Genomic DNA, 26452 nt, shown 5'->3' with positions numbered 1-26452 from the left:
GGTCAGCCGTTCCTGCCGAGCTCGACGTCCTCCAGGAGCCCGAGCGCGTCCGGCACCAGCACGGCGGCCGAGTAGTAGACGCTGACCAGGTAGGAGATGACGGCCTTCTCGTTGATGTTCATGAAGCGCACCGAGAGGCTGGGCTGGTATTCGTCGGGGATGCCGGTCTGGTGCAGGCCGATGATGCCCTGGTTCTCCTGGCCGGTGCGCATGAGCATGATCGACGTGGTGCGGGCGCCGGTGACCGGGATCTTGTTGCACGGGAAGATCGGCACGCCTCGCCAGGCCGGCACCCGGTGCCCGTTGACCTCGCTCGCCTGCGGGTAGACGCCGCGCTTGCTGCACTCCCTGCCGAAGGCGGCGATGGCCTGCGGATGGGCCAGGAAGAACGCGGGCTCCTTCCACACGACGGACAGCAGGTCGTCGAGGTCGTCGGGGGTGGGCGGGCCTGAGCGGGTGCGGATGCGCTGGCCGAAGTCGGCGTTGTGGAGCAGGCCGAAGTCGCGGTTGTTGACCAGCTCGTGCTCCTGGCGCTCGCGCAGCGCCTCGATCGTCAGGCGGAGCTGTTGGTCGAGCTGGTTCATCGGCTGGTTGTACAGGTCGGAGACCCGGCTGTGCACGCGCAGGACCGTCTGCGCCACGCTCAGCTCGTATTCGCGCGGGCTCTGCTCGTAGTCGACGAAGGTGCCGGGCAACACGGCCTCGCCGGTGTGGCCGGCCGACATGTCGATCGCGGCCTCGCCGTAGTCGTTCTGGGCGCGGTCGACGCTGGTGCGCCGGCTCTCCACGTGGGCGCGCAGCTCGGGCGAGCGTTCGAGGATCTGCTCGTAGTCCTGGCGGGAAAGCGTCAGCACGGTGGTGGCGGTCTTGGCCCTGGCGGTGAACCCGAACTCGCCGCCGCCCGTCAGGGCCTGTTCGCCGAGGTGGTCGCCGTCGGCCAGGACGCCGAGGTTCTGCTCGTCGCCGTAGGCGCCGCGGCTGACCTTGCCCACCCGGCCGTGGGCGATCAGCACGAGCCGGTCGATCTGACCGCCCTCGGTCACGATCTTCTCGCCGGCCTCGATCTCCTGGTGCGCGAAGCGATCGGCCAGCGCTTGGAGCACCTCCATGTCGTCGAAACCGCGGAGGACGGGCAATTCGGTGAGCTCGGCCGGGATGACCCGGACGTTGGATCCGGTCGTGCTGAACGTGATGCGGCCGTCTCCGAGGGTGTAGGTCAGCCGCCGGTTGACCCGGAACACGCCCCCGGAGCACTGCACCCATGGCAGCAGCCGCAGCAGCCACCGCGAGGTGATCTCCTGCATCTGCGGAGGCGTCTTGGTCGTGGTGGAGAGCTGCCTTGCGGCGTCGGTGCTGAGGCTGAGCTGCCCGGCGCCGTCCTCCGGGGCGGGGGACTGGGTCGTTTCTGTCATCGTTGCACCACCAATCTGGTTAGGGTTCGCGGGCGGATCTGAGCTCGGGCGGAAGCGAGAACGTGAGGGTCTCCTCCGTCAAGGTCACCTGCTCGACGTCGGCGTATCCGCGGGCGGCGAGCCAGCCGAGTAATTCCTCGACCAGCCCCTCCGGCACGGACGCGCCGGAGCTGACCCCGACGGTCCGCACGCCCGCCAGCCACCGCTCGTCGGCGTCGGAGGCCCGGTCGACCAGGTAGGCCGCACCGGCGCCCGCGTTGACGGCGACCTCCACCAGCCGGCGGGAGTTGGAGGAGTTGGCCGAGCCGACGACGATGACCAGGTCGCACCTGGAGGCGATGCTGGTGACGGCCTCCTGGCGGTTCTGGCTGGCGTAGCAGATGTCGTCGCTGGGCGGGTCTGCCAGGCCGGGGAAACGCCCGCGCAGCTCGGCGACGGCGCGCATGGTCTCGTCCACGGCCAGCGTGGTCTGCGACAGCCAGCTCACCGGCGCCGAGCCGTCGGCGGTCACGTCGTCCGTGCGGGCCGGGTCGACGACGTGGATGCGGCCGGGCGCCTCGCCGACCGTGCCCTCGACCTCCTCGTGCTCGGCGTGGCCGATGAGCACGATCTCGTAGCCCTCCTCGGCCATGCGCACGGCCTCCTTGTGCACCTTCGTGACCAGCGGGCACGTCGCGTCGATCGTCGCGAGCCCGCGCCGCCGCGCCTCCTCCTTGACCGCGGGCGCGACGCCGTGGGCGGAGAAGACGACGAGCGCGCCGTCGGGGACCTCGTCGAGCTCGTCGACGAAGACCGCGCCGCGCCCGGTCAGGTCGCGGATCACGGACGTGTTGTGCACGATCTGCTTGCGCACGTAAACGGGTGGTCCGAAGCGATCAAGCGCCTCTTCGACGGTGGTGATCGCGCGTTCGACGCCCGCGCAGAAGCCGCGCGGGGCAGCGAGAAGTACCCGTCCCATCGGGATGCCCCTTCAAATCGTCACTTGGTACGGTGTGCGAGCTGATCCGCCAGGACGGTCAGCGCCTGCGCCGCCTCCGGCTTGATCTGCGCCGCGGTCAGCGCCGCCATGGCCAGGCCCACGCGCTCCTCGATCATCGACTCGACCTTGGCCGGCGCCCCCGTGTCGGCCAGGATCTGGCGTAGCTCCGTTGCGCGTTCCTCGGACAGCTCCGGGTCGCCGTGCCAGCGTCTGAGATGGGCCAGCTGCGCCGGTGAGGCGTGCTGCACGGCGTGCGCGTACATCACCGTGTGCTTGCCCTCGCGCAGGTCGTCGAGTGCCGACTTGCCCGTCTCCGACGACGTGCCGAAGGTGCCCAGCATGTCGTCGCGGAGCTGGAACGCCTCGCCCAGCGGCAGCCCGAAGGCGGAGTAGGAGTCGAGCAGTTCCGGCGAGGCGCCGGCCAGGGCGCCGCCGATCTGCAGCGGCCGCTCGACGGTGTATTTGGCGGTCTTGTAGCGGATCATGGTGAGCGCCTCGTCCACGCTCGCCCCCGAGCGGAGCTGGCCGAGGATGTCGAGATACTGGCCGCTGATCACCTCGGTGCGCATGGCGTCGAACAGGTGGTGCGCGGCGCGCAGCCGCGGCGGCTCGGCCCCGCACGACGACAGCAGCGCGTCGGACCACGCCAGGCTGAGCGTGCCCAGCAGGATGCCGCCCGCCTGCCCGAACGCCTCCGCGCCCGGGCCCCTGTGCAGCTCCGCGAGGTTTCTGTGCACGGTCGCCCGGCCCCGGCGCAACTGGCTGCCGTCCATGATGTCGTCGTGGATGAGCAGGCCCGCGTGGCACAACTCCAGGGCCGCGGCGGCGCTGACGATCTCGTCGCAGTCGTCGCCGCCCCCGCCGCGCCAGCCCCAGTAACACAGCTGCGGTCTGATGCGCTTGCCGCCCGTCAGGATGAAGTCGGTCAGCAGCCCGTAGGCCGCCTCCACACCCGGGTCGGAGACGGGGGCGCGCCAATCGTCAAGGAAGGCGGCCAATCTCTGATCAATGCGTGCAGCGAGGTGGTGCTGGGTGAAGCTCACCGGCATGCGAACGGCTCCTTATCGCTCCGACCGAGTCGCTACCAATAGTTACTCACCCAATACAGAGGGTGTAAAGTGTCTTTTGGTACTGGCGTTGCGATCGACCCTGCCTCTACCGGGTCTCTGCCGGGTCTCTGCCGGGTCTCTGCCGGGCCCCTGCCGGTCGCTTACGCGCAGCCCACTCTGTCGGGGCCGCGAGTGACCGGCGCGCTCGGCGGGCCGCCTGCCCGGCCGGCCCTCCGGCGCGCGGTTCAGGCGGGTTTCGCGCTCCCGGCGTGGGGCAGCGAGGTCGCATGAGAGTCGTGGTGGTGGGAGCCACAGGCAACGTCGGCACCAGCGTGGTTCGCGCGCTCGTCGCGGACAGCGGCGTGACCTCGATCGTCGGGGTCGCCCGCCGGTTGCCCGGATGGCGGATCGACCGCACCGACTGGCGGCAGGCCGACGTGGCGCGCGACGACCTGGCGCGGATCTTCGACGGCGCCGACGCGGTGGTGCACCTCGCGTGGTTGTTCCAGCCGACCAGGGATCCGGCGACGACCTGGCGGGCCAACGTGCTGGGCAGCATGCGGGTGTTCAGGGCGGTGGCGGAGACCGGCGTGCCCACGCTGGTCCACGCCTCCTCCGTGGGGGCGTACTCACCGGGGCCCAAGGACCGGCCGGTGGACGAGAGTTGGCCCACACACGGCTGGCCGGGCGCGGCGTACGGACGGGAGAAGGCCTACGTCGAGCGGGTGCTCGACGTCTTCGAGCACGATCATCCCGGCATCCGCGTGGTGCGGATGCGGCCCGGCTTCATCTTCCAGCGGGCCGCCGCGACCGAGCAGCGCAGGTTGTTCGCCGGTCCGTTCGTGCCCCGGCGGCTGATCAGGCCGGGGCTGATCCCGTTCGTGCCGGACATCCCCGGGCTGCGACTGCAGGTGCTGCACGCGCGGGACGCGGCGGAGGCCTACCGGCTGGCCGTCACCAAGGAGGTGCGCGGCCCGTTCAACCTCGCCGCCGAGCCCGCGCTCGACCCGCACGACCTCGCCGAGATCCTCGGCACCCGCACCGTGCGGGTGGCGCCGCAGGTGGCCAGGGCGGTCGTCGCGGCGGGCTGGCGACTGCGGCTCGTGCCCGCGGCGCCGGGGCTGCTGGAGCTGGCCCTCCACATCCCGGTCATGGACGTGCGGCGAGCCAGGGAAGTGCTGGGCTGGACGCCGGAGTACTCATCGCAGGAGGCCATGCGGGAGTTGTTCCGCGGGCTGCGTGAGGGGGCCGGCATGGACACCGGGCCACTCGCCCCCGACCGCGGGCCGGCTCGCCGGATGCGCGAACTCGCCACCGGCGTAGGAGGACGTTCGTGAAACGATGACCCGTACGGACCGCATCAGAACAGACCGTCAGCGAAACGTTGTGCCCCCCATCACTTTGCGCGTCGGCGATCAGGCGAGGTGGGAGGCCTGCCATGCGCACCCTTTTGACCCAGCCCTTCACGCTCGACGACGTGACCGAGCTGCGCCGGTCCGTGGCCCGCTGCGCGGAGCTCTCGGGGCTGAGCGGCTCCCGGCTGGCGGACTTCGTGCTGGCCGTGCATGAGAGCGTGGTCAACGCCGTCGAGCACGCGGGCGGGCACGGGCACCTCAGGCTGTGGACGGTCGACGGATTCATCCGCGCGGAGACCACCGACAGGGGTACGGGCATCCCCGACCGCTACGTCGACGGCCACCGCCTGCCGGCGGACTTCGCCGCGACGGGCAGGGGGATCTTCCTGATCCGCGAGTTGTGCGACGCGGCCGACTTCCGTACCGGCCCGTGCGGCACCACCGTCCTGCTAACCATGCGGTTAAGGCGCAGGTTCGCGGAGCCATGGAGCGGATCAGGATCACGGTCTCCGACCGGCCGTGCTCCTGCCGCTCCAGCGCCTGACCACGTGGTGATCCCGGGCCGTCTGACCTGGCGGAGGGCCGGGTAGGCTCTGGGGGACGGAAAGGGACCACCACGTGAGCGCCGACACACCCAAGCTCGGGATCATCTCCCCGGTCCGGCGCATCGGGCGGCGGGAGTTCGACTTCGAGCGCCAGGTCGCCATCATGGCCATCGTCAACAGGACACCCAACTCCTTTCACGACCGGGGCCGCACCTTCGCGCTCGACAGCGCCGTCGCGGCGGCGCGCAAGGCCGTCGCAGACGGGGCCGACTGGGTCGACGTCGGCGGGTTCGCCTTCAGCGCCGACCAGGAGCAGATTCCGGCCGAGGAGGAGATCGAGCGCGTCGTCCCGGTGATCGCGCAGGTCAGAGCCGTCACCGACGCCGTGATCTCCGTCGACACGCACAGGCCCCAGGTGGCGCGGGCGGCCATCAAGGCCGGCGCCGACGTCATCAACGACACCAACGGCCTGCGCGAGCCGGGCATCGCGGAGACCGCGGCGGCGACCGGCGCCAGCGTGGTCGTCACCCACAGCCTCGGCGGCCCCGGCCGGCGGATCTCCAGGCCCAGCTACGCGGACGTCGTCACGGAGGTGGCCGGCTTCCTGCGCGAGCGGGTCGAGTTCGCGCTGAAGGCGGGCATCCCGGCCGACCGGATCATCATCGATCCTGGCCACGACCTGAACAAGAACACCTACCACTCGCTGGAGCTTACGCGCAGGCTCGGCGAGATCGCCTCGATGGGCTACCCCACGCTGGTGGCGCTGTCCAACAAGGACTTCATCGGCGAGACCCTCGACCGCCCGCAGGGCGAGCGCGCCGAGGGCACGATCGCGGCCAACGTCGTCGCGATCCTCAAGGGCGCCCGCATCCTGCGCGTGCACGACGTGGCCGCGACGGTCGCGTCCGTACGCATGACCGAGGCCGTGCTCGGCTGGCGCGGCCCGATCGCCCCCGCCCACAACCTGGCTTGAAGGAGAGTCGCACGTGACCGAGCGCAAGCCACCGGGGATGCCTTACGAGAGCTGGATCGACCGGCAGATCCGTGAAGCGGAGGCGCGCGGCGAGTTCGACGACCTGCCGGGCAAGGGCAAGCCGCTGCCCGGCCTCGACCGGGATCCCGGCGACATGTGGTGGATCAAGCAGAAGGTGGAGAGCGAGGGCCTGTCGATGCCCCTGCCGCCCACGCTGGCGCTGCGCAAGGACGCCGAGCAGGCGCTGGCCGAGGCAGCGGGGGCACGCACCGAGGCCGAGGCCAGGAACATCATCGAGGACATCAACGGCCGCATCCGCGAGGCGATCAGGACGGGGCTGTCGGGCCCGCCGCTCAATCTGATGCCCTACGACGTCGACGAGGTCGTGTCCGAGTGGCGCAGGGCACGAGGGGTGACCTGAACAGGGGCCCGGGCCGCACTCTCGTGCGCCCGGGCCCCGTCGGGCGGGCGGGGGATCCGGGTCAGGCGGGTCCCACCGGCCAGCCGGGCATCAGTTGATCGGCGGGTAGGCGTTGGCCAGCAGCTCGCGGAACTGCGCCGAGAACCACTGACCCGAGATCGGCGCGTCCGGCAGCGCGCCCGTCAGGTTGTGGCCGTTGAGGTCGTTGCCGGTGTAGGCCGGGTCGCACATCTGGTCGAACCTCTTGCCCTGGTCGTTGTCGATCTCCTCACTGGAGCCGTCGGACTCGCCGGGAGGCTTGACCCAGACGTAGGCGTCCAGGCCGCTCGCCGGGCTGGCGGTCGGCCGCGCGCCCATGCCGGCGCCGCTCTGGTTGCACCAGTTGCCGGCGTGGATGCGCTGGTCGGCCCGCGACTCGTCGACGAACTGGTTGACGTTGGTCGACGAGCTCGGGCCGCCCGGGCGGTCGGAGCCGCCCCAGCCGTTGCGCGAGGTGTCGATCAGCATGCCGAGACCGCTCCTGAACCCCTTGGCGATCAGGCGGTCGCGCAGGTCACGGGCGAAGGTGAGCTCGTCGATGTAGTAGTTCCAGTCCACCCAGTCCGACTGGCGGACGGAGGTGCCGTTCACGGTCGTGTTGATGGTGAAGTGGGGTTCCGTGGTGATCGAGTAGTTGGCGGTGTTGACGATGAAGCCGTCCACGCTGTCCACGCCGGCCTCGGTGGCGGCGACGGTCTCGTAGAACAGGTCGACCGCGGGCTGGAAGTTCGAGTCCCAGCCCAGCCAGGCGTGGTGGGCGGCGTCGACGTAGGTGTAGACGTTGGGGATGGCGTGCAGCTGGTCGAGCGCGTAGCGGACGCCGTCACGGTAGCCGCCGGGGCCGTTCGCCTCGCGGCAGTCCTCGAAGCTGTCGATGTTGGTGACCAGGTTCGGCAGCGAGTCGGGCTCGATGATCGTGACGATGCGCAGGTTGGCGTACTGCGGGTCGTCGAGGATGTCGGCGATCGGGTTGATGTACTCGTTCTGGTAGCGGTTGAACCCGTTTTCCGAGATCCGCAGCTCGCCGTTGGAGGCCAGGGCCGCGCAGTCGCGGTTGGGCAGGTTGTAGATGACGACCTGGATGGTCAGTGGCGCGGAGCCGTTGGCGGCGTCCTGGCTGACGGCCTCGTCGAGGTGCTCGCGCAGGCTCATGGCGTCGGCGGAGCCGCCGATGGCGGCGATCCTGTCCATCCACACGGCGGTCGAGACGTCGGCCACCGCGGATCCGCCGGGCTCGGCCGCGGCCTTGGCCGACCAGTTGGGGTTCACGTAGCCGGTGGCGCCGGCGTACGGGTTCTCGACGTGCGGGCCGGGGTTGGTGCCGCCGTCGTTGTCGGCCTCGGTGGCGGTGACCGTCCTGGAGGTCAGGCCGGCGGAGGCGACGGTGAAGGTGCGGGTGCCGTTGGCGGTGTCGGAGTCCTGGGCCGCGGCCAGGGTCACGGTCTGCGGGGTGTTCCAGTTCGAGGTGGTGAACGTGCGGCTGGCGCCGGAGGAGACGGTGAGGTCGGCGTCGCCGCTGCCCGCCGTCGAGGTGACGGTCAGGCTCGATGAGGGCTGCTCGGCCAGGCGCACCGTGTACGTGCCGGTGGAGCCCTCGGGTACGGTCACCGACGTCGGCGAGACGATGATCGACTGCTCCGTGGTGGCGTCGTCGTCGACCTCGGTCGCGGTGACCGTGGTGCCGGTGGTGCCGGTGCCGGTGACGCTGAAGGACGCCGTGCCCGCCGCGGTGTCGCTGTCCTGGGCCGCGGCCAGGGTCACGGTCTGCGGCGTGTCCCAGTTGGACGGGGTGAAGGTCAGCGAGCCGCCCGAGCTCACGGTCAGGTCGGCGTCACCGTTGGTGCGGGTGGTGGTGACGGTCACGTTAGAGCTGGGGGCCGCGGAGAGCCGGGCCGTGAACGTGGCCGTGCCGCCCTCGTCCACGGCGACCGTGCTGGACGAGGTGACCACCGACGGGTTGGCCGGGGTCGTGTCGCCGCAGGTGGTGCCGTTGACGCTGAACGATGTCGGGTCGGGGTTGCTGCCCGACCAGGTGCCGTTGTAGCCGACGGAGATGGACGCGCCGGCGGCCAGGTTGCCGTTGTAGGACATGTTGGTGCCGGTGACGCGGGTGCCGGACTGGCTCCAGCTGGCGCCCCAGCCGCTCGGGGTGTACCTCTGGCTCGTGGTCGGGTAGTCGAAGGCCAGCGTCCACGAGCTGAGCGCGTCGCCGGTGTTCCTCAGCGTGATGTTCGCGGTGAAACCGCCCTGACCAGGGCTGCTCGTCCACGAATTGGCGGAGTAGGTCACGTCGCAGGCGACCGCGGCGCTCGCGGCCGTGCTCTGGCCGACGACGAGTCCTAAGGCCGCGACGCTCACGGCGGTCATGGTCACGGCCCATTTGCGGAGGCCGCGTTGGAGTCTCACGAGCGATCATCTCCAGTGCTAGGTGGCTGGGAGCGCTCCCATGGTGAGCCGGACTCGCAGCCGTGTACAGAGGACCGCTCCCGCCAACCTCTCCGCCGCCCCGCATGCTCGCTGAATGCCATCGGGCGGGGATGAAACTTTCATCCCGGGCAGCCTGGTGAGAGGAAACACGGGGGTTACCCGGAAGCCATTCCGTTGACATACGCCGGGGTGCATCCACAATCCATCGTGGGAGCGCTCCCACACCCCCTACTCCCATGGAGACCCCGTGAAGTACAGACCTCCTCTCATCCTGACGCGCTTATCGAGGCGACTGGCCGTGGCCACGACCCTCGTCCTCGTGGCGAGCGCGACCGCGGCCGTGGCCGCCGCCCCCGCCCAGGCGGCCGTGGCCTGTGACGTCACCTATGCGGCCAACCAATGGACGAGCAGCCCCGGCCAGGGCGGCTTCACCGCGAACATCACGCTGAGGAACACCGGTGACGCGCTCAGCTCGTGGACGCTGGCCTTCGACTACCCGACCACGAGCCAGAGGTACACCCCGAGCGGGTGGGGCGCCCAATGGAGCCAGTCCGGCACCCGCGTCACCGGCACCAACATGCCGTGGAACGGCAACCTGGCCGCCGGCGCGTCCATCTCCGTCGGCTACAACGGCACCTGGTCGGGCAGCAACCCCGACCCGACATCGTTCAGCGTCAACGGCACCACCTGCGGCGGCGAGGGCGCCAACGCGGCGCCCACCGTGTCGCTGACCTCCCCCTCGGCCGGCCAGACCTACACCGCCCCGGCCAGCGTGGCCATCGCGGCGAACGCGGCCGACTCCGACGGCACGATCTCGAAGGTCGACTTCTACCAGGGCTCCACCCTGCTCGGCACCGACACCTCGGCGCCGTACACCCACAACTGGACCGGCGTGGCGGCCGGCAGCTATTCCGTCACCGCCCGCGCCACCGACAACGGCGGCGCGACCACGACCTCGTCGCCCGTCGGGATCACCGTCTCGCAGAGCACCGGGCCCGCCCTCCTCGTCAGCCCCACCAGCCTGTCCGTGCCCGAGGGAGGCACCGCGAGCTTCGGCGTGAAACTGTCGCAGGAGCCCTCGGCGAACGTGACCGTCTCCGTCGCCCGTGCGAGCGGTGACGCCGACCTCACCGTCTCCAGCGGCGCCACCAGGACGTTCACGCCGTCCAACTGGGACACCGAGCAGAACGTCACGCTGGCGGCGGCCGACGACTCCGACACGACGAGCGGCTCGGCCGTCTTCCGGGTCGGCGCCACCGGCTACGACCCCGTCGACGTCACCGCCAACGAGGCGGACGACGACGTCGGCGGCGGCAACGAGTACGTCCAGCGCTTCGTCGAGCTCTACAACGAGCTCCACGACCCGGACAACGGCTACTTCTCTGCCGAGGGCGTGCCGTACCACTCGATCGAGACGTTCATGGTCGAGGCGCCGGACCACGGGCACGAGACCACGTCCGAGGCCTACAGCTACTACCTGTGGCTGGAGGCGGTCTACGGGCAGGTCACCGGCGACTGGTCGAAGTTCAACGACGCGTGGACCTCGCTGGAGACGTACATCATCCCGTCCACGGATGACCAGCCGACGAACTCCTTCTACGACCCGTCCAAGCCGGCCACGTACGCGGCCGAGCACCTGGACATCAGCAACTACCCGACCGAGATGGACACCGGCGTCACCGTGGGCTCCGACCCGCTGGCCAGTGAGCTGCAGAGCGCGTACGGCACCCGCGACATCTACGGCATGCACTGGCTGCTCGACGTCGACAACACCTACGGCTTCGGCCGCTGCGGCGACGGCACGACCAAGCCCGCCTACATCAACACCTACCAGCGCGGCCCGGAGGAGTCGGTCTTCGAGACGATCCCGCAGCCGTCCTGCGACACGTTCGAGCACGGCGGCCCGAACGGCTACCTGGACCTGTTCATCGAGGACAGCGCCTACGCCAAGCAGTGGAAGTACACCAACGCCCCCGACGCCGACGCGCGGGCCGTGCAGGCCGCGTACTGGGCGCTGACCTGGGCCAAGGAGCAGGACAAGGAGTCGGAGATCTCCGAGACGGTGGCCAAGGCCGCCAAGATGGGCGACTACCTGCGCTACGCGATGTACGACAAGTACTTCAAGCAGCCCGGCTGCACCAGCCCCTCGTGCCCGGCGGGCTCCGGCAAGAACTCCGCCGCGTACCTGCTGAACTGGTATTACGCCTGGGGCGGCGCGACCGACTCCAGCGCGGGTTGGGCCTGGCGCATCGGCTCCAGCCACAACCACGCCGGCTATCAGAACCCGTTCGCGGCCTGGGCGCTGGCCAACGTGGCCGAGCTCAAGCCCAAGAGCGCGACCGGCTCCTCCGACTGGAGCACCAGCCTCACCCGCCAGCTGCAGTTCTACACCTGGCTGCAGTCGGACGAGGGAGCGATCGCCGGCGGCGCGACCAACAGCTGGGAGGGCCACTACGGCACTCCGCCCAGCGACCTGCCGAAGTTCCACGGCATGACCTACGACTGGCAGCCGGTCTACCACGACCCGCCGTCGAACCAGTGGTTCGGTTTCCAGGCGTGGACGATGGAGCGGGTGGCCGAGCTTTACAACGTCACCGGCAACGCCGACGCCAAGGCGCTGCTCGACAAGTGGGTGGAGTGGGCGCTCGACAACACCACCGTCAACGCCGACGGCAGCTACGAGATCCCGTCCACGCTGCGGTGGAGCGGCGCGCCCGCGGGTGACTTCTCCGCCACGTCCGGCATGCCGCCGGCCAACCCCGGCCTGCACGTGACCGTCCTCGACCACACGCAGGACGTGGGCGTCGCCGGAGCGTACGCCAAGGTGCTGATGTACTACGCGGCCAGGGCGAACCACGCCGAGGCGCGTGACACGGCCAAGGCGCTGCTCGACGGCGTCTGGGCGAACCGCGACGAGGCGGGCGTGTCGGTGCCGGAGACCAAGGCCGACTACCGCCGCATCGCCGACCCGGTGTACGTGCCGCCGGGCTGGAGCGGCGAGATGCCCAACGGCGACCCGATCAACGAGGACTCCACGTTCCTGTCGATCAGGTCCTTCTACGAGGACGACCCCGACTGGCCGAAGGTCGAGGCCTTCCTGAACGGCGGAGACGCGCCGGTCTTCAACTACCACCGGTTCTGGGCGCAGGTGGACGTCGCCGTCGCGCTCGCCGAGTACGGGCGGCTCTTCCCATGAGAAAGGCAGCTCTCATAGCCGCGGCGTCGCTGGTCCTGCCCCTGGTGACAGGGGTGGGGCCGGCGGCCCGCGCCGCCGAGCCCGCCTTCGCCTACGGTGAGGCGCTGCAGAAGTCGCTGTGGTTCTACGAGGCCCAGCAGTCGGGCGAGCTGCCCGGATGGAACCGCGTCTCCTGGCGCGGCGACTCGGCCGTGAACGACGGCGACGACGTGGGCGTGGACCTCACGGGCGGCTGGTACGATGCGGGCGACCACGTCAAGTTCGGCTTCCCGATGGCGTTCTCCGCCACCATGCTGGCCTGGGGCGCGGTGGAGTACCGCGACGCCTACGCGGACTCCGGCCAGCTCACCCACCTGCTCGACAACCTCAAGTTCGTCAACGACTACTTCATCAAGGCCCATCCGTCGCCGAACGTGCTCTACGGGCAGGTCGGCAACGGCGGCACGGACCACGCCTGGTGGGGTCCCGCCGAGGCGATGGGGATGGAGCGGCCGGCGTACAAGATCGACGCCTCGTGCGGCGGGTCGGACCTGGCGGGGGAGACGGCGGCGGCGATGGCGGCCTCTTCGATCGTCTTCCGCCCGACAAATCCGTCGTATGCCGACACGCTGGTGACGCACGCCAAGCAGCTGTACTCCTTCGCCGACACGGTCAGGAAGAAGTACACCGAGTGCATCACCGACGCCTCCAGCTACTACAACTCCTGGAGCGGCTACAACGACGAGCTGGTGTGGGGCGCGATCTGGCTCTACCGGGCCACGGACGACGACTCCTACCTGGCCAAGGCCGAGGCCGGCTACGACGACCTCGGCAACGAGCCGCAGACCAGCACCAAGTCGTACAAGTGGACGATCGCCTGGGACGACAAGTCCTACGGCGCGTACGTGCTGCTGCACAAGCTCACCGGCAAGCAGCGTTACCTCGACGACGCCAACCGCTGGCTCGACTGGTGGACGGTCGGCGTGAACGGGTCGAAGGTCGCCTACTCGCCCGGCGGCCAGGCCGTGCTCGACCGGTGGGGCTCGCTGAGGTACGCGGCCAACACCGCGTTCGCGGCGCTCGTGCACAGCGACTCGATCACCGACGCGACCCGCAAGGCCCGTTACCACGACTTCGCGGTCAGCCAGATCGACTACGCGCTCGGCGACAACCCACGCAACTCGTCGTACGTGATCGGCTTCGGGAACAACCCGCCGGAGAACCCGCATCACCGTACGGCGCACGGCTCGTGGACCGACCAGATCACCAACCCCGAGCAGACCCGCCACACCCTGTACGGGGCGCTCGTCGGCGGCCCGCCCGACCCGAACGACGCCTACACCGACGAGCGGGACGACTACGTCATGAACGAGGTCGCCACCGACTACAACGCCGGCTTCACCAGCGCGCTGGCCCGGCTCTACCAGGAGTACGGGGGCGCTCCCGCGGCGGGCTTCCCGCAGGAGGAGACCCCGGACGGGCCGGAGATCCTCGTCGAGGCGGGCGTGAACGCGTCGGGCTCGACCTTCACGGAGATCAAGGCCATCGTGCGCAACCGGTCGGCCTGGCCCGCCAGGGTGCTGTCCGACGGCTCGTTCCGCTACTACTTCACCCTCGACGGCTCGACGACGGCCTCGCAGATCAGCGTGTCGTCGGCCTACACGCAGTGCGCGGCGCCCACGCTCCACCCGGCGGGCGGCACCACGTACTACGTGCGCATCGACTGCTCGGGCGAGGACATCGCCCCGGCAGGACAGTCGCAGCACCGCAGGGAGGTGCAGTTCAGGATCTCCAGCGCGGGCACGTGGGACCCGGCCAACGACTGGTCGTACCAGGGCATCCCCACCACGCCCGGCGCCACGCCGGAGAGCACGGAACGCATCACCCTTCACAGCGGCGACTCCACGATCTGGGGTGAGCCCCCGGGTCCGGACGTGGAGGACGACACTGCGCCCAGCAAGCCCGGCACGCCCGCGGTCTCCGCGATCACGGGTTCGACCGCCAGGCTCGGCTGGACGTCCTCCACGGACAACGTGGGAGTGGCCGGCTATGACGTCTACCTGGGGTCCACCAAGGTAGGCACGGCCACGACCGCGTCCTACGACCTGACCGGGCTCACCCCTGCCACCGAATACACCGCCCACGTGGTGGCCAGGGACGCGGCGGGCAACACCTCGCCGCGGTCGGACGCCACGACGTTCACCACCTCCGACTCGCCCGCGCCCACCAACGGGTGCGCGGCGGAGTTCGAGGTGACGAACACGTGGGGCGGCGCGTACCAGGCCGAGGTGACGGTGCGCAACGGCGGCACGGAGGCGATCGGCGGCTGGACGGTCGCCTGGACGTCGCAGGGCTCGATCACGCAGCTCTGGGGCGGCAGGCACACCGTCTCCGGCTCCGCCGTCACCGTCGCGAACGAGGCGTGGAACGGCTCGCTCGCCCCCGGCGCCAGCACCACGTTCGGCTTCATCGCGAACGGAACGCCCGCCACACCCGATCCGATCTCCTGCACCACCACCTGACCCCGGGTCGAACCCATCGGCCCCCGGCTGCGTATGAGGAGGTGAGGCGAAGCAACAATCCTGCCTTGTGACACATCCCGCCCGGATGGGACGGACGCGGCCCGATACCTCCAGTCGGCGCCGCGTCCGTTCGTGTCCGTCACCTGGCCCCTGTTGCCTGGCCCCCGTCAACTGGCTGGGGTTGCCTGAGCGAAGCGCTGCTTGGCCGCCTCGATGGCGGCGTCGTCCGAGAAACCGGCGAACGCCTCCTCGTGATAGCGCGGGGGGATGAGCCGCCTGACCCGCTCAGGGTAACCCGCTCCCGCCTCCGGCACCTTGACGAGGGGCGGGATGCCGAGGCGTACGGCGATGGGCCCCGAGGCGCGCACGGAGACCGGCCATTCGCTGCTCTCGCCGGTGATGGCGCACAGGTGGCGGGCGTAGACCCACTCCACCTCGACGAGGGAGGACGCGTCGGCCGGTTCGGTCCCGAACGGCTCCACGGCGCACACGACGTTCGACTCGAAGTGGTGGCCGTGTGCGTGGTGCTCGCCGGCCGATGCCCGTTCCAGGATCATGGTCACCTGGGCGGCGAGCTCTTCGTTCAGCTGGGCGGAGGGCTGCCTGCCCGCGAAGAACATCACCCCGGCCAGGGTCAGGCCGGCCAGGGTGACGATTGCCGCGACAAGCCCGCGACGCGTTCTGATCACGGGCTGGTGCAGGTCAGGGCGGGTGCGGGGTTGGGGATCGAGCCGGTCGCGTTGAAGCCGAACGAGGTGGTCGCGTTCGGCGCGAGCTGGCCGTTGTAGGTGGTGTTCTTGACGGTCACGTTGGGCGGTTGCCCGGACAGGACGCCGTTCCAGGGTGTGCCGTCGAAGGCCTGCCCGCCGCCGTAGGTCCAGGAGACCGTCCAGCCGTTCAGCGCGCTGTCGCCCGTGTTGCGCACGGTCACCTCACCCTGGAAGTGGCCGGCCCAGCCGTTGTCGGTGGCCTTCCACGTCGCGGTGCAGCCGCTGTCGCCGGGCGGCGGGTCGGTCGGCGTGACCGTGGGACCGGGGCCTGGCGTGCCGCTGCCGGGGCCGACTCCGGTCACTTCGCCGTTGCCGCCGTCGAAGACGACGTCGGAGCAGCTGTAGAAGTTCTCGTTGCTGTCCGAGCGGATCCAGTGGGTGAAGATGATGTGCCGCCCGCTCTTGCCGGACGGGAGCTGGGCGTTCCAGTAGTAGTAGCCGAGCCCGCCGGGTCCGCCGTTCTTGGGCGGGTTGGTGACGCTGCCGAACGGCTCCAGGTCGGACCACTTGAGCGGGCCGTTCGGGTTCCAGCCGTTCTTGGTGATGTAGTAGTCGAAGTCGCCCGGGTGCTCGGCCCAGTTGCTGTGCCGCATCTGGATGTTGGCGCCCGCGGTCAAGTGGGTCAGCGGCCAGTCGGAGCGGACCGCGTTGTAGGCCGAGAAGTCGTAGGGCCCGCCGGTGCCGCCGCTGCAGATCTGCCCGTCGGGGATGAATCCGGTGGTCCGGCCCGCGCCGTCGGAACGCAGCACGGCGAACCAGTTGTACAGAGGGGTCGTGCCGCTCTGCGCGACCGCGTCGGCGCAGGCGGGGTTGTAGGGCTGAATCTGGCCGTTGTCCCGGAGGCCGTCCTGCCAGCACAGGAACGTGCGGCTGCCGGGGAACATCGTCACGCCGTGGGCCTGTGCCGGTGAGGGCGCCATCAGGACACTCGTGATCAGAACCATGACGGCGGTGATCGCCGCCGACTTGAACAATCTCATGGGGATTCCCTTGCGCTGACGACAGAGGAGAACCTGCCCATGACCAGCCCGCCCGGCCAGCGCATTGAATCATGAGCCCGGCCGATCCGACAACGCGCCGTGAAACTTTCAGCCGATCTTGGTCATGGTCTCCGCCGATGGCCCGCTCCGGGGGAGCGGGAGGCGTTTGCCGTACATCCGGCGTGCCGGGAGGCTCCCATCTTGGGAGCGCTCCCAGTACACTTGCCCACCAGAGAAGCGGGAGCCACACCGTGCGGAACGACGTCGGGGCGCCGGCGCCGCGCAGTGCGTCGACGTCGGCCAGAGCGGCGGCTTCACCATCGCGCGGGCGGGGCACAACAACTCCACCACGCAGGTGCCCGCGGGTTGCACCTGCGCACGAGACTCGCGCGGCCGTGCTTTGCGAGGGGCGCGGCCGCGCGTTGGAGGGGTACGGCTGGTGCTGCCGTACCCCTCATCAATGTCCTCCCCCGCGCCAGGTCAGTTCGGGCCGAGGGCGGTCTCGATGTCGTCGAGCCTGGCCTCCAGTTCGCTCAGGCAGGCCGGCGCCAGCCGGCCCTCCCGCATGCGCTCGGAGAGCTTGCCGCGCAGGCGCGCGGTCCCGCTCGACGCCGCGGGGCCGTGCGGCGCGACGATGGCGTTCAGCACCTGGTTGAGGTCGAGCACGACGTCGGCGTCCGTCGCGCCGCACGGCGTTCTGTCCTCCAGCGTGGTCCTGAAGCCGGCCACCGCCTGCTCGACGGTGATCGCCGTGGACGGCGAGCTCTCGGCAAGCGGGGACGTGGGAAACGGCCGCGGCTGCGCGGCCTGCTCCGGTACCTGGAGCCCCGACTGCTGGAACCAGAGCAGGATCGACAGCGCGACCGTCGCGGAGCCCGCGACCGTGAGCGCGCGCCTGACATGCCGGCCCAGGGTGGCCGCGCCCAGCGCGGCGGTCAGCGCCGAGACGATCTCCGCCGCGCCCGGCCGCGCCTCCGGCCGGTGCGCCAGGCAGCGCTGGCACAGCGTGGCGACGGCGTAGGGCACGCCGGGCACCCGGGGAGGCGGCGCCGTCCTCCGGGCCGCCTCGATCTCCTCCCACGTCGTCTCCGGGTACGGGGTACGCCCGGTGAGCATGGTGTGCAGCAGCACGCCCAGGGCGTACACGTCGACCGCGGGATGGGTCGGCGCGCCGTGCAGCCGCTCGGGGGCGACGTAGGGCGGGGTGCCGCGGTCGTCGTCGGGGTCGCCCGCCCAGGCCGCGATGCCGAAGTCGAGCAGCTTCGGGCCATCGGCGGTGAGCAGCACGTTCTCGGCCGTGACGTCCCTGTGGACCAGGCCGCGGGCGTGCCCGGCCATCAGGACCCTGGCCAGCCGCAGCGCGATCGCCGCGGCCTCGGTCCACGGCAGCGGGCCCTGCTCGACGCGCTCGGCCAGCGGCGTGCCGTCGAGCAGCGGCATCACCACGAAGGCCGCGACGCCCCCGCTCGTGGTGACGGTCTCGCCGTAGTCGTAGATCTCGATGGAGTCGGGGTGGATGAACCGGGCCGCGGCGCGTGCCTCGCTGCGTACGCTGACGCGCTCGCCGTGGTCGGCGTGGAGCGACGAGGTGAGCACCTTGACCGCGACCATCCGGTGCAGGGACTGGTCGAAGGCACGCCAGATGACCGACATGCCCCCGCGGGCCAGCGGATCCAGCAGCAGATACCGGCGGGCCAGCACATCCCCAGGCTCAAGCCGACTCACGGACGACCAGTTCCGTGGGGAGAACGGGGTCGATGCCCGCGGCCCCCGTCAGGAGCAGCCGGGTGGCGACCGTGGCGAGCTCCTCGACGGGCTGGCGGACGGTGGTCAGCGTGGGGACGGTGTGCCTGGCGACCGGGGCGTCGTCGAATCCGATCACCGCCACGTCGGTCGGCACCTTGCGCCCGGCCCTGCGCAGCGCCTGGATCGCGCCCGCCGCCATCAGGTCGGAGGCCACGAAGACGGCGTCGAGGCCCGGGGCGTGGCGTAACAACCACTGCATGGCGTGGGTGCCTGACGCGGCGGTGAAGTCACCGTAGGCCACGGGCACGTCGGGTGCGCCCGCCGCCTGCAGGGTGCGCACCAGGCCGTCTAATCGGTCACGCGCGGCGGGCAACGAGGGCGGCCCGCCGATGGCGGCGACGTTGCGGCGGCCGGTCAGCAGGAAGTGCTCCGCCGCCTGGCGGCCGCCGTCGATGTTGTCGACGTCGACGTAGGGGAGTTTGAGGTCGTGCGGCGGGCGGCCGATGTTGCGCACCGGGATGCCCGCGGTGGATAACTTGATCGCCAGCGGGTGGCGCTCTCTCGCGCCCACGATGAGCACCGCGCCGGACAGGGCGGGCAGCGTGGACGACGTGGGGGTGACGGTGGTCACCATGAGATGGGTGCCGTGTTCGGCGATCACGCTGCCTGCCGCGGACAGGAGCCTGGCGTAGTACGGTTCGGAGAAGAGGCGGGGAAGGTGGTCACAGATCACCGCTGTGACGCCGTCGGCCAGGGTTTTGGCGGCCGTTCCCCGTGGTGCGCGTTGCCGTACGTAGCCCATTCGGGAGACGGCGTCGTAGACTTGGCGGCGGGTCGAGGTACTGACCCGCACCGAGCCAGTGAGGACTCGTGATGCGGTCGCGGGGGAAACCCCTGCAGCGGCCGCCACCTGTGCCAGTGTGGGCTGCTCGGTCATGGAGCACCTCGCGGAAAGATCCTGGGAGCGCTCCCACGTTACCAATGTTTCGTCGCTGTTAATAGGGCCTTTGCAAGGAGTGCGTCCTGCTGTACGGACGCACTCCGAATTTGCTCAGGCTAGCGATGCCGGTAGTTGTCAGATGCTTCCGGGCCGCGGATGGATCAAGTTTTTTCCCTCGGCCCGATCCCGCATATCCGGTTATCCGATTTTGTCACCCGAGGCCCACGTCCGAGTCCTCCAGCTCCGGATCGGCCTCGGCCTCGGCCTCGTCCGGCTCCGACCGGTCGGGCTGCGAGGGCTGGCAGCTTGAGCCACAACCGCCGAAGCGGGAGGTGTTCAACGGGCGGAAATCGGTCTCCGGCACGCCCTTCAGCGCCGAGATCATGGTGTCCTTCCAGATCGGCCCCGGGATCGAGGCGCCGAAGACCGAGCTGTAATAGCGGCCGCCGATGGTCACGCCGTTGAGTTTGTGATCCTGCGCGCCGCGCGTGTCGCCGATGCTGACCGCACCCGCCAGATCCGGGGTGAACCCGGCGAACCAGGCGGCGGCCTGGTCGTCCGTGGTGCCGGTCTTACCGCCCGCGGGGCGGCCGATGCCGCCGACGCCGCGCATCGTGCCCTTGGTGAAGACCCCCTCCAGGATGTACGAAGCGGCGTCCGCGACCTCGGGATCGAACGCCTGCTTGCACTCGGGCTTGTACGTCTTCACCTTGCCGTAACGGTCGGTAATCTTGTCGATGGCCATGGGCTTGCAGTATTTGCCCCGGGCGCCGATCGCGGCGTAGGCGGTGGCCACGGTCACCGGGTCCATCTCGTTGGTGCCGAGCGTGAACGTCTCGAACTCCGTCAGCGGCAGCCCGTCGGAGCGCTTGATGCCCAGCGACTTGGCCGTCCTGACCGTGTCGCACAACCCGACCTTCTGCTCCAACGCGACGAAGAAGGTGTTCACCGAGCCCCAGGTGCCGGTGGCCAGCGACTTGAAGCCGCCGCCACCCCCCTCGGCGTTCGTGACGGTGTGGGAGGGGTCGCCGATGTTCTCGCCCTTGCAGTTCTTGAACGAGGAGTAGTAGGGCGCGCGGTAACCGCTGCCGGTGGAGACCCCGTCGTGGATCTTCATGCCCTCGTTGAGCGCGGTGAGCAGCGTGAAGACCTTGAACGTCGAGCCCGCCTGGAAGCCGGTGCCGCCGCCGTGCACCGCGTCGGCGACCACGTTGTACGACATCTCGTTCTTGCGCTTGTTGTTGCCGTACTTGCGGCTGGCGGCCATGGCCTTGATCGCGCCCGTGCCCGGCTCCACCAGGGCTTCGGAGGCGACCGCCTTGTCCGACGCGTACACGTGCTTCTTGATGGCCCGCTCTGCGGCCTTCTGCATCTTCGGGTCGAGCGTCGTCTGGATCGTCAGGCCGCCCCGGTTGAGGAACTGGGTCCTGGCCTTCTTCGTCGCACCGAAGATCTTGTTGCTGAGGATCTCGTTGCGCACGTACATGCAGAAGTACGGGTACGAGCTGGCCCCGCAGCCGCCGGGCAGCGGCTTGCCCTTGTCGAAGCCGAGCTTCTCGGCCTTGGCCTCCTTGGCCTGCGCGGGGGTGATCTTGCCCAGCTGGGCCATCCTGTCGAGCACCACGTTGCGCCGGTGCAGCAGCCGGTCCCGCTGCGCCCTGCCGAGGTTGGGGTCGGTCGCGTTGGGGTCCTGCACCGCGCCGGCCAGGGTCGCGGACTGCACCAGGTTCAGGCTGGCCGCGTCGACCCCGAAGAAGCGCTTGGCCGCCGCCTCGACGCCGTAGGCGCCGGCCCCGAAGTAGGCGATGTTGAGGTACTTCTCGAGGATCTCGTTCTTGGTGTACTTCTCCTCGACCGCCATCGCGTAGCGCAGCTCCCTGAGCTTGCGCGCGTAGCTGGCCTCGAGCGCCGCGTTCTTCTCCTTCTCGGTGGTCGCCGAGTTGAGCAGCACCTGCTTGACGTACTGCTGGGTGATGGACGAGCCGCCCTGGGCGATGCCGCCCGAGCTGAGGTTCTTGGCCAGCGCCCGTATGGTGCCCTCGATGTCGATCGCGCCGTGCTCGTAGAAGCGGTAGTCCTCGATCGAGATGATGGCCGTCTTCATGATCTCGGCCACGTCGGCGAGCTTGACGTTCTCGCGATATTCCTCGTAGAACTGCGCGATCTGGTTGCCCTTGGCGTCGAGCACCGTCGTCTTCTCCGCGAGCGGGGGCTCCTTGAGCTGCTCAGGTTTGATGCCGAGCTCCTCCGATGCCGAGACGAACACCGCTCCCGTCCCCCCGACCGCGGGCAGTGCGATGGCCGCCGTCACCACGCCTGCAGCCACCGCCGCACCGGTTAGGCGCGCGATACTCGACATACGGGACATGCTGGTAATACCTCCCCCTCTTGGCATTCGGGTGCATCCTAGACCCAGCCATGACCTGTTCTCTGTAAAAACTTGGACCACCTGCGACGGGAGTTTGTTCGCGCGAGGCGGCCGGTTTTCCCGTGTCTGTAGGCATATCTGACGTTCGTGCTGCATGTGGCCCCTGTGCGGGCTGTGGCGATCTTTCTCCTCGCGATCGGCCGATTTCCCCCAGCCGAGGGCAAAGAAGCGTGTTGTCTGGCGGGTCCCCGGCCACCCGTCTGGCAACGTCGGCCAGGGCGTTTCCTGCTGGCCTTGGTGGAGGGGTCTTATGCGTGGTCTCGGACATGGCGCGGACTTCGACCGTCTGCTCTCGGCCGCCAGATCATATTGGGGGGACATTCCCGGCGGCGACGGCTGCGTCGTGGCGGAGGCGTACGACGACGACATCAGGGTCGTGGCGCGCACGCTGCTGGTCGCCAGGGTCGTGTGCGACCTGGTCTCGGCGCGGCTGGTCGTGCTGGCCGGCCCCGAATGGCGGCGCCTCGCCGAGGCGTTCGGCGCCGCCGGCGACGTCCAGCCGGAGCTGCCGCCCGTCGCGCTCGTCACCAGCCGCGCGGACCGCGCGGTGCCCAGGGAGATCCCGGTCGTGCACGTCCACGGCACCGGATCGCTGAAGGCGTACACGATGTTCCCCGACCAGGGCCCGTGCTCCTTCTTCGACGAGTTGCCCGCCAGGGTCGGCGCGTTCTTCGAGCGGCACGTGTGGCCGCACAGGAAGACGATCAGACCAGGGTCTGAGCGGGTCGCCTGGCGGGCGAAAAGCGGATACCAGCTCCGTACGGACACCGAGCGCCGCCAGCTCCGCTACTACGGCTGCGCCCGACTGGGCATCGACGCCGACCGGCCGACGATCGCCGTGTTCGGCCACACCCCCGGCCAGGACACCGAGCTGTACGACGCGACGGCGGAGTTCGCCGCGTCCGACGAGTCCGCGAACTGGTTGTTCCTCGACCCCGTCGCGAACGGTCATTCCCGGATGAAATGCGTGACCGGCGCCCTGTCCACCAACATTCTGTGGAGCGTGACGGACGTGGGCGTCACCTTCAGGGACAGCGACCTGCCCGCCTTCGGCATCCCCGTCATCCAGGCCGGCTGGTCGGAGGGCAGCGCCTGCGGCGCCACCTACCTGGCCCGCTCGCCCGCGGACCACCGCGGCCTGCTGGACGAGGCCATCGGCAGGCACGCCAAGGGCGAGTCGTTCCTCGGCCCCGAGCAGCGCGAGCGCGCCCGCCTGTGGCTCTGGCTGCGCCGCTGCGGCGCCGACGTCCCCACCCAGCTCCTGCCGCACTGGGAGCACGGCACGGAAGACTACGCGCGCTCCCTCGCCGTCAACCTCCGGTACGTCGAGCGCGACGGCGACCCCCTCTACCGCGCCGTCGCCCGCATGTGGGATCGGCGCGAGCCGCTGCTCACCCGATTCGACTTCCACGACCCGGCAGCGCTGGCCACCACCATCACCCCCGAGAGGAGCATCCGATGACCAGCAGCACAGGATCCGACACCGACCTCGACCAGGTGATCCTGCCCGCGATACCACCCGTGCACCTGCTCAGCGGGCAGGTCCCCTCGCTTCAGGTGACCGACCGGCTGCACAGGGGCAGCCACATCGTCGGCAGATTCGAGACCTCGGGGCTGGCCGGTTTCAAGGTGGCCGCGCAGGGACGCCCGCTGCGGGTACTGCTGACGCTGTCGGCCGACGACCGGTCGGTGAGCGGCTGGCACACAGGAAGACCCGCGCCAGGCGGCCCGCTGACGCGGCTCGTGCAGATCCGCTCCCAGGGGCGGCTGCGCCAGTGCCTCCTGCTGAAAGGCCGGCGGTCGCACGCCAAGGTGGCCTTCGACCTCGCGGCCGAGGAGATCCCCGACGACGGCCTCGTCTGCATCGAGGCGCTCGACATCATGGAGGGCGACGGCGTCGGCGAGGAGGTGCGCCGCATCGTGTCCGGGCGCGTCGCCCCCGACGGGGTGGCCGGCGTGCGCCTCGACAAGGTCGTGTTCGACGAGCCGCCGGAGGTGGACTTCGATCCGGACACGCTCGACGGCTCGCGCTGCGAGCTGTCGACGCTGATCAGCGCCGGCGGGCTGGCCAACCTCAACCGGCAGGGCGTACGCGCGCTGCGGTCGGGCATGTTCGTCGTCAACCCCGTGCTGAAGGACACCTTCGGCGCGACCGGCCGCGTCACGCTGAGGCTCGGCACCAAGGCGGAGCCGGCCAGCCTCATTCCCGCGTCGTGGCGGCGGGTGAACAGCGAGCTGCGCTGGCTGCGGCACGCCACCAAGAAGCTCCTCGGCACGGCGGCGCCCAGGGTGGAGCGGGTGCTCAGCGTCAGGGACGGCGAGGCGGTGGAGTTCGTCCAGCGGCCCCGCGGAAATGTGACGGAGCTGGAGCTGGCCAGTCCGACGACCTCACCGCTGCTGGTCTTCGTCGCCTCCGGCCGCGGCGTGCTGGCGACCCTGGAGTCGGGCACCTCGCACTAAGCGGACCAGCGGGAAAATCCGCGGTCATCCGTGAGAACCCCGCGCTGAGGGCAGTCTGTATGGATGGTGACCGAGCGCGGATTGCGAATCGAAGCCACACGATATGTGCACTGCACGGTCATACGCGCCAGCGGTGAGCTCGACCACGAAGGCAGGGTCAGGTTCAGTGCCTGCATCACGTCCGTGTGGGACTGGTCGCAGGGGCCCGTGCTCGTGTTCGACCTGCACGACCTGGACTTCTACGACTCGTCGGTCATCGGGGTGCTCGCGATGGCCATGCAGCGGATAGAGGAGGAGCGCAGCGGCGGCCGGATCATCCTCGTCCAGCCGGACCATCACCTGCTATCGGTGCTGCGGCTGACGGACCTGCTGTCGCACGTGGAACTGGGCGACAGCGTCGAGCAGGTCGTGGCGGAGCTGATGGTGCAGGCGGAGGACGAGTGGTCAGGGCGGTCTCCGTCAGGCGTGATCACAAAAGACGGCAGGCGAGGTGATCGCCGCTGAGCGCGACGGGCTCCGCGCGGACGGCAGAGCTCGCCTCATGCGTCGCGGTCAGAGCCCGTACGTCTCCAGGAGCCGCAGCCACACCTCGCTGGCCGTCGGGAAGGACGGCACGGCGTGCCAGAGGCGGTCGAGCGGCACCTCGGCGGTGACGGCGATCGTGGCGGAGTGCAGCAGCTCGGCCGTCCCCGGCCCGGCGAACGTGACGCCGAGCAGCACTTTCCTGTCCTCGTCGACGACGGCCCTGGCCCGGCCGCGGTAGCCGTCGCCCATGAGGTAGGCCCCGGTGACCGCGCCCATGTCGTAGTCGACGACGCGCACCCGGAAGCCGTCCGCGCGGGCCACGGCCTCGGTGCGGCCGACCGCGCAGATCTGCGGATCGGTGAACACCACCTGCGGCGCACCGTAACCATCGGCCAGGTCGCGCAGCGCGGGCGGCTCCTCACCGCGGGCCCGCGCGGCGATCACGTCGCCGCAGACCCTGGCCTGGTATTTGCCCATGTGCGTGAGCAGCGCGCGCCCGTTGACGTCGCCCACGGCGTACAGCCAGCCGCCGGAGACCCCCGTCGCCCGCATGCTGTCGTCGACCTCGATCGGGACGTTGTCGGGCAGGCCGACCGTGCCGAGCCCGACATCGCGGACGGCGGGCCGGCGTCCCGTGGCCACCAGCAGCTCGTCCGCCTCCAGCACGGGCCCCTCGGGCAGGTGCACCGTCACCTTCCCGCCCGGCTCCGGCCGCTCGACCCGGCTGACCTGGGTGCCGGTGCGCACGGCGATCCCCGCGTCCGCGAACGACTGGGCGAGCAGCTCACCGGCGAACGGCTCCATCCTGCTCAGCAGCCCGTCGCCGCGCACCAGCATCGTGGTCTGCCGCGTGCCCAGACCGTGCATGGCCTGCGCCATCTCACAGGCCACCACCCCGCCACCGAGCACCACGAGCCGCTCAGGGACCACGCTGGTCGCGGTCACCTCGTGGCTGGTCCACGCGTTCGCCTCGGTTAGCCCCGGCACGGGAGGCACGGCCGGCGTGCTGCCCGTCGCCACGACGACGGCCTGGTGGGCCGTCAGCATCCGCTCGCCGCCGTCCGCCAAGGTGACGCGCACCCGCCTGGGACCGTCGAGCCTGCCGCGCCCGCGGACGAACTCGGCCGGTACGCTCTCGATCCACCCCACCTGGCCGGAGTCGTCGAAATGGCCGACGGCTTCGTCACGACGGGCCAGCACCGCCGCCACGTCAATGGGCGCGAGCTCCAGGCCGGGCACCCGCGCCACCTCGCCCGCCAGATCGACCGGCCGCAGCAGCGCCTTGCTCGGCACGCACGCCCAGTAGGAGCATTCGCCGCCCGCCAGCCGTTCCTCGACGATCGCGGCCGTCAGACCGCCACGCACGGCCCGGTCCACGACGTTCTCACCGGTGGGACCGGCGCCGATCACGACCACGTCGAACTCGTCAGCCACCTTGCCTCCCAAGCACTCGTTCGGACGTGAGAAACTCTTTCACGCCCGTGCGCCTTTTACCGGGAACCTCCCGGCCCGTCGCCGGGTGAGAGCCCTTTCATCTCGTGCTCATGGTGGTCCAACCGCCGGCCGAGAGCCTGAACGCAGCCGCGGAGGAACCGCGGGAGCACTTCAGGAGGCTTTCCCATGGCTCAGGAATTACGGCGGGTGCTGCTCGCGAGCGCACTCACGCTCGGACTGGGCGCCGGCACGATCGTCGTGCTGTCTCTTAT

At 70.1% G+C, this 26452-nt stretch carries 19 protein-coding genes; 9 read left to right on the top strand and 10 right to left on the bottom strand.

What is annotated here, in order from left to right; translation table 11 throughout:
- Nucleotides 1-2 precede the first annotated feature (2 nt).
- From E1294_RS21605 to E1294_RS21595, 3 genes are read right to left on the bottom strand one after another with little or no spacing between them, the layout of a single operon-like run.
- On the bottom strand, nt 3-1412 hold the full coding sequence (locus tag E1294_RS21605; protein WP_132510837.1) for a family 2B encapsulin nanocompartment shell protein: 1410 nt from the start codon (nt 1410-1412) through the stop codon (nt 3-5).
- A 19-nt stretch (nt 1413-1431) separates the two neighbouring features.
- The gene (locus E1294_RS21600; protein ID WP_132510835.1) at nt 1432-2370 is read right to left on the bottom strand and encodes a 4-hydroxy-3-methylbut-2-enyl diphosphate reductase; all 939 of its coding nucleotides are present in this window, start codon (nt 2368-2370) and stop codon (nt 1432-1434) included.
- Nucleotides 2371-2390: 20 nt separating this feature from the next.
- Complete coding sequence (locus E1294_RS21595; RefSeq protein ID WP_132510833.1) at nt 2391-3440, bottom strand: polyprenyl synthetase family protein; 1050 nt, start codon at nt 3438-3440, stop codon at nt 2391-2393.
- 287 nt (nt 3441-3727) lie between these two features.
- Between E1294_RS21595 and E1294_RS21590 the strand changes: the two genes are divergently transcribed.
- From E1294_RS21590 to E1294_RS21575, 4 genes are all read left to right on the top strand, one after another.
- The gene (locus E1294_RS21590; RefSeq protein WP_132510831.1) at nt 3728-4777 is read left to right on the top strand and encodes an NAD-dependent epimerase/dehydratase family protein; all 1050 of its coding nucleotides are present in this window, start codon (nt 3728-3730) and stop codon (nt 4775-4777) included.
- 101 nt (nt 4778-4878) lie between these two features.
- Nucleotides 4879-5385, top strand: a complete 507-nt coding sequence (locus E1294_RS21585; protein ID WP_132510829.1) for an ATP-binding protein — start codon at nt 4879-4881, stop codon at nt 5383-5385.
- 28 nt (nt 5386-5413) lie between these two features.
- Nucleotides 5414-6313 (top strand): dihydropteroate synthase, encoded by a 900-nt coding sequence (gene folP, locus E1294_RS21580; protein WP_220447861.1) that lies wholly within the window; start codon nt 5414-5416, stop codon nt 6311-6313.
- Between the two features lie 13 nt (nt 6314-6326).
- Nucleotides 6327-6734, top strand: coding sequence for a DnaJ family domain-containing protein (locus E1294_RS21575; protein WP_132510827.1), 408 nt, complete (start codon nt 6327-6329; stop codon nt 6732-6734).
- Between the two features lie 90 nt (nt 6735-6824).
- On the opposite strand, the gene E1294_RS21570 is transcribed toward E1294_RS21575, so the two are convergent.
- Entirely contained in the window at nt 6825-9179 is a 2355-nt protein-coding gene (locus E1294_RS21570) for a glycoside hydrolase family 6 protein (protein ID WP_132510825.1), read from the bottom strand.
- 319 nt (nt 9180-9498) lie between these two features.
- Here E1294_RS21570 and E1294_RS21565 point away from each other — a divergent pair, with 319 nt between their 5' ends.
- Both E1294_RS21565 and E1294_RS21560 read left to right on the top strand, forming a co-directional pair.
- Nucleotides 9499-12396 (top strand): glycoside hydrolase family 48 protein, encoded by a 2898-nt coding sequence (locus tag E1294_RS21565; RefSeq protein ID WP_246083172.1) that lies wholly within the window; start codon nt 9499-9501, stop codon nt 12394-12396.
- A complete protein-coding gene (locus tag E1294_RS21560) occupies nt 12393-14897 on the top strand; it encodes a glycoside hydrolase family 9 protein (protein ID WP_132510823.1) in 2505 nt (834 codons plus the stop codon). Before E1294_RS21565 ends, E1294_RS21560 begins: the two co-directional genes overlap by 4 nt.
- A gap of 167 nt (nt 14898-15064) precedes the next feature.
- Here E1294_RS21560 and E1294_RS21555 read toward each other — a convergent pair whose 3' ends face one another.
- The 5 genes from E1294_RS21555 to E1294_RS21535 form a co-directional block, all read right to left on the bottom strand.
- Nucleotides 15065-15586 (bottom strand): hypothetical protein, encoded by a 522-nt coding sequence (locus E1294_RS21555; protein ID WP_132510821.1) that lies wholly within the window; start codon nt 15584-15586, stop codon nt 15065-15067.
- Nucleotides 15583-16647, bottom strand: coding sequence for a lytic polysaccharide monooxygenase auxiliary activity family 9 protein (locus tag E1294_RS21550; protein ID WP_132510819.1), 1065 nt, complete (start codon nt 16645-16647; stop codon nt 15583-15585). Before E1294_RS21550 ends, E1294_RS21555 begins: the two co-directional genes overlap by 4 nt.
- Before the next feature lie 480 nt (nt 16648-17127).
- Entirely contained in the window at nt 17128-18348 is a 1221-nt protein-coding gene (locus tag E1294_RS21545) for a serine/threonine-protein kinase (RefSeq protein WP_220447859.1), read from the bottom strand.
- Nucleotides 18349-18358: 10 nt separating this feature from the next.
- Nucleotides 18359-19330 (bottom strand): LacI family DNA-binding transcriptional regulator, encoded by a 972-nt coding sequence (locus E1294_RS21540; protein ID WP_132510815.1) that lies wholly within the window; start codon nt 19328-19330, stop codon nt 18359-18361.
- 214 nt (nt 19331-19544) lie between these two features.
- Nucleotides 19545-21692 carry a transglycosylase domain-containing protein gene (locus E1294_RS21535; RefSeq protein ID WP_132510813.1) on the bottom strand — a complete coding sequence of 716 codons (2148 nt, stop codon included), beginning with the start codon at nt 21690-21692 and terminating at the stop codon, nt 19545-19547.
- 319 nt (nt 21693-22011) lie between these two features.
- Here E1294_RS21535 and E1294_RS21530 point away from each other — a divergent pair, with 319 nt between their 5' ends.
- The 3 genes from E1294_RS21530 (at nt 22012) to E1294_RS21520 (ending at nt 24725) form a co-directional block, all read left to right on the top strand.
- Complete coding sequence (locus tag E1294_RS21530; protein ID WP_132510811.1) at nt 22012-23223, top strand: hypothetical protein; 1212 nt, start codon at nt 22012-22014, stop codon at nt 23221-23223.
- Nucleotides 23220-24221, top strand: coding sequence for a hypothetical protein (locus E1294_RS21525; protein WP_132510809.1), 1002 nt, complete (start codon nt 23220-23222; stop codon nt 24219-24221). The genes E1294_RS21530 and E1294_RS21525 overlap by 4 nt, the downstream gene beginning before the upstream one ends.
- Before the next feature lie 63 nt (nt 24222-24284).
- Entirely contained in the window at nt 24285-24725 is a 441-nt protein-coding gene (locus tag E1294_RS21520) for an STAS domain-containing protein (protein ID WP_132510807.1), read from the top strand.
- Nucleotides 24726-24773: 48 nt separating this feature from the next.
- Here the strand turns inward: E1294_RS21520 and E1294_RS21515 are convergent, their stop codons facing one another.
- Entirely contained in the window at nt 24774-26180 is a 1407-nt protein-coding gene (locus E1294_RS21515; protein ID WP_132510805.1) for a dihydrolipoyl dehydrogenase family protein, read from the bottom strand.
- Nucleotides 26181-26452: the final 272 nt, after the last annotated feature.

It is taken from the genome of Nonomuraea diastatica (assembly GCF_004349015.1).
GTDB lineage: Bacteria > Actinomycetota > Actinomycetes > Streptosporangiales > Streptosporangiaceae > Nonomuraea > Nonomuraea diastatica.
This window is presented reverse-complemented; position numbering and strand designations above follow the sequence as displayed.